This is a genomic window from Arthrobacter sp. (assembly GCF_031179385.1).
Classification (GTDB): Bacteria; Actinomycetota; Actinomycetes; order Actinomycetales; family Micrococcaceae; genus Arthrobacter_D.
Window position 1 is genome coordinate 1 of sequence record NZ_JAPSHV010000129.1, and the last position, 6,644, is coordinate 6,644.

At 64.8% G+C, this 6,644-nt stretch carries 6 protein-coding genes; 1 reads left to right on the forward strand and 5 read right to left on the reverse strand.

Annotated elements, in window-relative coordinates:
• Positions 1–138: 138 nt before the first annotated feature.
• Positions 139–1,329: a xylose isomerase gene (xylA, locus tag RIF85_RS13670; protein WP_309072449.1), complete on the reverse strand. Its 1,191-nt coding sequence runs from the start codon at positions 1,327–1,329 to the stop codon at positions 139–141.
• A gap of 144 nt (positions 1,330–1,473) precedes the next feature.
• Between xylA and RIF85_RS13675 the strand changes: the two genes are divergently transcribed.
• On the forward strand, positions 1,474–2,643 hold the full coding sequence (locus RIF85_RS13675; protein WP_309072450.1) for an ROK family transcriptional regulator: 1,170 nt from the start codon (positions 1,474–1,476) through the stop codon (positions 2,641–2,643).
• Here RIF85_RS13675 and RIF85_RS13680 read toward each other — a convergent pair.
• The 4 genes from RIF85_RS13680 to RIF85_RS13695 form a co-directional block, all read right to left on the reverse strand.
• Positions 2,640–3,857 (reverse strand): amidohydrolase, encoded by a 1,218-nt coding sequence (locus RIF85_RS13680; RefSeq protein WP_309072451.1) that lies wholly within the window; start codon positions 3,855–3,857, stop codon positions 2,640–2,642. The genes RIF85_RS13675 and RIF85_RS13680 overlap by 4 nt on opposite strands.
• Positions 3,858–3,925: 68 nt before the next feature.
• Positions 3,926–4,810: an EamA family transporter gene (locus RIF85_RS13685; RefSeq protein ID WP_309072452.1), complete on the reverse strand. Its 885-nt coding sequence runs from the start codon at positions 4,808–4,810 to the stop codon at positions 3,926–3,928.
• A gap of 32 nt (positions 4,811–4,842) precedes the next feature.
• On the reverse strand, positions 4,843–5,214 hold the full coding sequence (locus tag RIF85_RS13690) for an Hpt domain-containing protein (protein WP_309072453.1): 372 nt from the start codon (positions 5,212–5,214) through the stop codon (positions 4,843–4,845).
• 76 nt (positions 5,215–5,290) lie between these two features.
• A partial coding sequence (locus RIF85_RS13695; RefSeq protein ID WP_309072454.1) for an APC family permease occupies positions 5,291–6,644 on the reverse strand: 1,354 nt, incomplete at its 5' end.

Genomic DNA, 6,644 nt, shown 5'->3' on the forward strand with positions numbered 1-6,644 from the left:
ACCAGATCTCCGGTCTCGGCATCCCGAATGACCACCTTGCACGACTGCGTGGAGCTGTCGACTCCGGCTACCAGCACCATTGGTGTTCCCTTGCTCCCTGCTCTGATCTTTGTTCCGGGTCTTCCTCGTCCGGCGTCCTCAGGCGCGCGCGCCGAGGAGGTGCTCCATGGCGAGCTGGTTCAGGCGGATGAAGGCGAATGAGCGTTCCGACGCCTTGTCCGCGTCGAAGTCCTCAAACGCTGTGCGGTCAGCGAGCAGGTCCGCAGTCGTCTCGCCTGCAGCGAGCGTGCTTTCACCCAGTTCGACGACGCCGGACGTCTGCAGCGCTTCCTGCACCTCGGGGTCGGCACGGAATGCGAGTGCACGTTCCTTGAGCAGGAGGTACATGGCCATGTTGGACCGCGCGGATTCCCAGACGCCGTCGTAACCGTCAGTCCTGGACGGCTTGTAGTCGAAGTGCCGCGGTCCTTCGTAACGCGGTCCGCCGTTGGGGAAGCCGTTTTCGAGGAGGTCCACCGTGAAGAACGCACTGGAGAGGTCGCCGTGGCCGAACACCAGGTCCTGGTCGTACTTGATGCCCTTCTGGCCGTTGAGGTCGATGTGGAACAGTTTCCCTGCCCAGAGCGCCTGCGCGATACCGTGCGTGAAGTTCAGCCCGGCCATCTGCTCGTGACCGGTTTCGGGGTTCAGACCCACAATGTCGCCGTGTTCCAGTTCGGCGATGAAAGCCAGGGCATGGCCGACGGTGGGCAGGAAAATGTCGCCGCGCGGTTCATTCGGCTTGGGTTCGAGCGCGAGGCGGAGTCCGTAGCCCTTTTCCTTGATGTAGGCGGCGGCAGTGTCAACGCCTTCCTTCATGCGATCGAAGGCGGCGGCGAAGTCCTTGGAACCGTCGTACTCTGCGCCTTCCCGGCCGCCCCACATGACGAAGGTTTCAGCGCCGAGTTCGGCAGCGAGGTCGATGTTCGTCAGGACCTTGCGCAGTGCGAAGCGACGGATCGAGCGGTCATTGCTGGTGAAGCCGCCGTCCTTGAAGACCGGGTGGCTGAACAGATTGGTGGTGACCATGGGGACCTTCAGCCCGGTTTCTTCCAGGGCGGAACGGAAACTCGCGTGGATGCTCTGGCGCTGCTGATCCGTCGAGCCGAAAGGCACGAGGTCGTTGTCATGGAAGGTGATGCCGTACGCACCAAGCTCTGCCAGACGGTGGACAGCCTCGACGGGGTCGAGCGGTGCCCGGGTGTCGGTTCCGAACGGGTCGGTGCCGGTCCATCCGACGGTCCAGAGGCCGAAGGTGAAGCGGTCTGCCGGGGTGGGCTGAGGTGTCATGGAAATACTCCGCACTGAGTTCGAAGGGATAAGTTCGTGACTAAAACATATAGGGATGCAGAGCCCGCGGTCAAGAGGTTGAGAGCCTGGAAGGCCCGGCAGTGATGCTATGTTTACGTCCAGCACAAACAACGGGGAGTGGCAATGGCTGAGCGCGGCGGCACCGAAGACGTGCGGCGTCGCAACCTCTCGGCTGTGCTCACTGCCGTACACCGCTCGGGCCCGTTGACCCGGGCCGCGCTCGTTCAGCGGTGCAACCTGACACGTTCCACGATGGGCGCCCTTGTCGGCGAACTCGCGGACCTCGGGCTGGTTTACGAGACCGACGCCGGAGCAGCACGTGTCGGTCGCCCGAGCCCGCTTGTGCACGCGAATGAGCGGGTGGTAGCGCTTGCGGTGAACCCTGACGTCGACGCTGTGACTGTCGGCGTCGTGGGGCTGGGCGGCAAAGTGCACCGCCGCATCCGTTACGCCACCTCTTCGGTCCCATCGCTCGATGAGGCCGTGAACATCACCAGGGCCGTCGTCGAAGGCCTGGCGGTCGAGTTGGAGGGTACCCGGCACATACTCGGAGTGGGGCTCGCCGTTCCCGGGTTGGTCAACGCAGACAAGGGTGTCGTTCGTCTGGCGCCGCACCTCGGCTGGAAGGACGTCGACGTCGTCGGGCCGTTTAGGGAAGCGCTCGCTACGCCGGCCATGGCGGCGAACGATGCAACGCTCGGCACCCTCGCCGAAAGCATCTTCGGTGCGGCCGCCGGATACCAGGATGCTCTGTACCTCAATGGCAGCGCCTCAGGGATCGGTGGTGGAGCAATGGTGGGCGGCCGACCGCTCAGTGGTTCCTCGGGATATGCCGGTGAATTCGGGCACATGGTGGTCCAACCGGGTGGGGAAGCGTGCCACTGCGGGCGGCGTGGTTGCCTCGAGACCGAGGTCAACCTGGAGCGGCTGCTGCACGTTGCAGGTCTCGACCATGCGGATGCCGAACAGCTTGAGGACGCCCTTCTCTCCGGCCCGTCCTTTCCCGTACTGCGCGAGATCCGTCGGCAGGCCGACGTTCTCGCGGTCGCACTGAGCAACCTGGTGAACGTCTTCAATCCGGAGGTGATCGTGCTGGGCGGGTTCCTTGGTGCACTGTTTGCCGCTGACGGGGATCGGCTGAGTGCCGCCGTCGCTACCGCGCCGATCAGCGGGCTGGGCGCCGAAGTTCGGCTGGCGCGCGCTGCCCTCGGCGCCGAGCTCCTGCTCGTGGGCGCGGCCGAGGCAGTGTTTGCCGGTGTGCTGGCTGAACCACGGCAGGTCGCTGCCGGCTAGGGGAGTGGTACCAACTCCAACTGGTCAGCAACGATCCTTCCACGGTGGATCACCGTGCGGTCCGCCGGTCTGTCCATGATTGCGGAGGTGACGGTCTCGCCCCCGAGGAGCAGAAGTTCCGCCGGATCGCCGATATCCAGGCCCGGGCGGTCGCTGATGCCGGTCAACCGGACAGCAGAGGGATCCAGGACGCAAGCGCCGCCGATACTGGCGACCGCGAAGCAATGCTCGATGAGCTCATCTGCCCGGTAGCCGTTGGTGAACGCGAGCTGCCAGGTGCGGTCAAGCATGTCGCCGTTGCCGTACGGCGACCAGTAGTCGCGCTGGCCATCTTCACCCAGCCCCACGCGCACTCCGGCTTCGGTGAGCTGCCGGAGCGGCAGAGGCTCGCGTATAGAGGGAGCAACGGTTGCCATGGCGATGTCGGCAGCGGCGAACTCCTCAATCAAACGGCGCGTTGTGCTTTCGGAGACACTGCCCAGCGAATAGCCGTGGGAGATGGTGACCTTGCCCTGCATGCCGGTGGCGCGGGTGCGTTCAAGGATGAGATCCGCGCTGTACACACCGAGTTCCCCCGGCTCATGCAGGTGGATATCGATCGGCACCTGGTACTTCTCAGCAAGACCGAAGACGATGTCCAGGTGCCGTACCGGATCCCGGTCAAGCTGGCATGGATCGATGCCGCCCATCACGTCGGCACCCTGTTTCAGCGCTTCCTCCATGAGAGGCACGACGCCGTCCTCCAGCAGGAGCCCTGCCTGCGGAAAGGCAATGATCTCGACGTCGGCCCGCGCGCTGTGTGTTTCCCGGGCGGCGACTACGGCGTCGAAGCGATCAAGCCGGCAGTCAGCATCGATCTGTGCGTAACTGCGGACGCGGGTGGTTCCGTATTCGATCATCGTGCCGAGCGTGAAGGCGGTCCGGTCGGCGATCGGCGCCTCTGCATCACGCCAGTTCTCGCGGTCATTCATCATCATGCCCCACACTCCGGGGCGCCCTGTGTGCGGACGGAAGGGCAGCCCGAGGCGGGTCGAATCGAGGTGTACGTGGACATCGGCGAAGGACGGAAGAAGCAGGCGCCCCCTGCCGTCGACGACGTCGGCAGCTGGGCCATCCGGAACTGCGGCAGCAGGTCTTACGGCGGCAATGCGCCCCTCCTGCAGTTCGACGTCGGACAAGTTTCCGCCCCATGGACGTACCTGCTGAAGAATCATCGTTGCCTCCTCGCCGGTGCCTGCGCTGCCGCCGGCACCGGGCCAGTCTACTGGCGACGGCCGGAGCGTCAGGGGGCGGCTGGAGGCGGGGCGCCTGCGCCCGGTGAGGGCCGGCGTCGTACGCCGACGGTTACTCCCACTGAGGCAGCCGTAACCAGGAGAAGGGCAAGGATCTCCCGGAGACCCAGTGCCTGACCGAGCACCAGCAGCCCCGCGAGGGCAGCGACGGCCGGGCCCAAAGCGGAGAGGACGCCGAACACTCGCGTGGACAGCCGGCGCAGGGCGAGCATCTCCAACCCGTAGGGGAGGGCGCTGGACAGCACTGCCACGACCACGAACACCGGCAGCACCAGCGGTGAGGCCAAGGCCCCGCCCGCCGCAGCCGACGCTCCGAGGGGTAGTGCGATGACCGCCCCGATCGCCATGGAGACGGCCAGTCCTTCCACTCCAGGCACCAGGCGTCCCACTCGCGCGCTGAAGACGATGTAGACCACCCAGAACGCACCCGCTCCGAGCGCGAAAAGGATGCCGGCGAGCGAGAGGTCGGAGCCGTCGTCGAGCCCCAACAGCGCGACACCGGCGAACGCCAGCAGCGCCCAGGCAGCGTCGGCGAGGCGTCGGGTCTGCACGAGGGCGAGCAGGAGCGGTCCGGTGAATTCAAGCGTTACTGCGACGCCGATCGGGATCTCGCCGATGGCCAGGTAGATGAGGGTGTTCATCCCTGCCAGCGCAATTCCGAGCACCGCGGCGGCTGCCCATTGCTCGCGCTTCCATCCGCGGACCTTCGGGCGCACGGCAACCAGCAGGATCAAGGCTCCGAAGATCAGCCGGAGGAGCGCGGCCCCGGTGGGGCCCACGGCGTCGAACTGGGTCTGGGCAAATGCCGCACCGAACTGGACGGACAGCACTGCGGCAATCATGAGCGCGGGCGCTGGGACAGGGGAGGTGCGCATACCTACATTCTGTCCGGCTTACAGCCGCAGTCTCACCAGTCCGCGTTGATGTACGTCGTCGTCAGCTTTTTGACCGTTGCCGTGCCGCAATCCCTGAGCTGCGGGAGCGCCTCGGCAACCGCTTCCGGGTTTCCCCTCTTGAGGGTCGACTCCAATTCCGCTGCAAGGTCTGCCAACCGTGAGGCGCCGATCATCGAGGAGGCGATCCTGACACTGAGCACGGCGTCCAAGGATGCGTCTGCATCGCGTAGCCTCACTGCTTCAGAGAGACGCGCGTACCTTTCGTCCCAGAAGGATACGAAGTCCCGCACGAAGGAGTGGGCGGGGCCGGGATCCTCGAACTCCTCCTCCAACCTGTGCAGAATCCTCGGATCCACCAGGGGGAGGCGCTTGCTCTTCGACATAGGGCACAGCGTAGGAAGCAAAGCATGGGAAAACATGGGTGCGCAGTACCCGGCATCGCCGGAGTCGCCTCCGGGACTAAGCGGTTGGTGCGCCGTCCACGGTGGTCTCGTCCAGATCTACCTGCGGCGGCGGACGGCGGAATCCTCTGGTCAGCACCACGAGATACACCACTCCAATCAAAAGCCAGACGAGTCCAACGCTGAATGCGGCGGGGGAGAGGCTGAACCATAGCCAGACGGTCAGCAGGAATCCGATGGACGGCACGACGCCGTACTTCAGCAGGTCCCGTCCCTGGGTCCTGCGCTCATCGAGGATGAAGTGCTTCACGGCGCCGAGGTTCACCAGCGAAAAGGCGAACAGGGCGCCGAAACTGATGACCGAGGCGACGGTTGCCAGGTCCAGGACCAGCGCAAGCAAGGACACCACCGATACGACGACGATTGCGCCCACCGGTGTGCCGAACCTGCGGTGCAGCACGCCGAAGATGGAGCGCGGGATCACCGCATCGCGGCCCATGGCGTACAGGATGCGTGACACGCTCGCCTGCGATGCCAGGGCAGAACCGACGCTGCCGGCTATGTAGGCGGCGAGGAAGAAGGCGGCCATCAGGTTCCCGCCGAGACTGTTCATGATTTGTACGGCGGCCGCGTCGGGGTCTGTGAAGTCCTGCCAGTTGGGGAACGCCAGATGCGCCACCCAGGCGACGAGGATGAACATCGAACCGCCAATGAGCGTGGTGAGGAGCACGGCGCGCGGAACGGTCCGCCGCGGGTCCTTGGCCTCCTCGGACATGGTGGACACCGCGTCGAATCCGAGGAAAGAGAGGCAAAGGATGGCTGCCCCGCTGAGAACCAGTCCCAGCTGCATGTCCGCCGAGAAGAACGGAGCCAAGAGTGACTGTCCCGTTGAGATATTGCTGAGCGTCAGGATGACGAAGACAACCACAAAAACGGCCTGCATGCCCACGAGGACCAGATTGGCGCTCTTCACCACTGATATTCCCACCAGGTTCAGCACGGTCACCAGGGCAATCGCGCTGAGGGTGAAAACCCACATCGGGACGGCGGGGAACTGGGCATTCAGGTACAGCCCGATCAGCAGGTAATTGATCAGCGGCAGAAGCAGGTAGTCGAGCATCAGCGTCCACCCCGTCACGAAACCGACGTGGGAGCCAAAGATGCGCTGGGTGAAACTGTAGGCAGAACCGGCGGAGGGGATCACCCGCACCAAAAAGGCATAACTCAGTGCCGTGAAAATCATGGCCGCAAGGGTGACAACGTAGGCCGCCGGCAGATGACCCTCCGTCATGGTGGTCACCAGCCCGTACGTCGTAAAGATTGTCAGGGGAACCATGTAGGCGAGTCCGAAGACGACCAGTCCGGGAACTCCCAGGACCCTGCGAAGGCTTCGTTCTGCGGGCGGCTTCGGT

Coding starts and splice junctions, on each gene's coding strand:
- xylA (WP_309072449.1), bottom strand. CDS start 1,329: ATGACACCTCAGCCCACCCCGGCAGACCGCTTCACCTTCGGCCTCTGG.
- RIF85_RS13685 (WP_309072452.1), bottom strand. CDS start 4,810: ATGCGCACCTCCCCTGTCCCAGCGCCCGCGCTCATGATTGCCGCAGTG.
- RIF85_RS13680 (WP_309072451.1), bottom strand. CDS start 3,857: ATGATTCTTCAGCAGGTACGTCCATGGGGCGGAAACTTGTCCGACGTC.
- RIF85_RS13690 (WP_309072453.1), bottom strand. CDS start 5,214: ATGTCGAAGAGCAAGCGCCTCCCCCTGGTGGATCCGAGGATTCTGCAC.
- RIF85_RS13675 (WP_309072450.1), top strand. CDS start 1,474: ATGGCTGAGCGCGGCGGCACCGAAGACGTGCGGCGTCGCAACCTCTCG.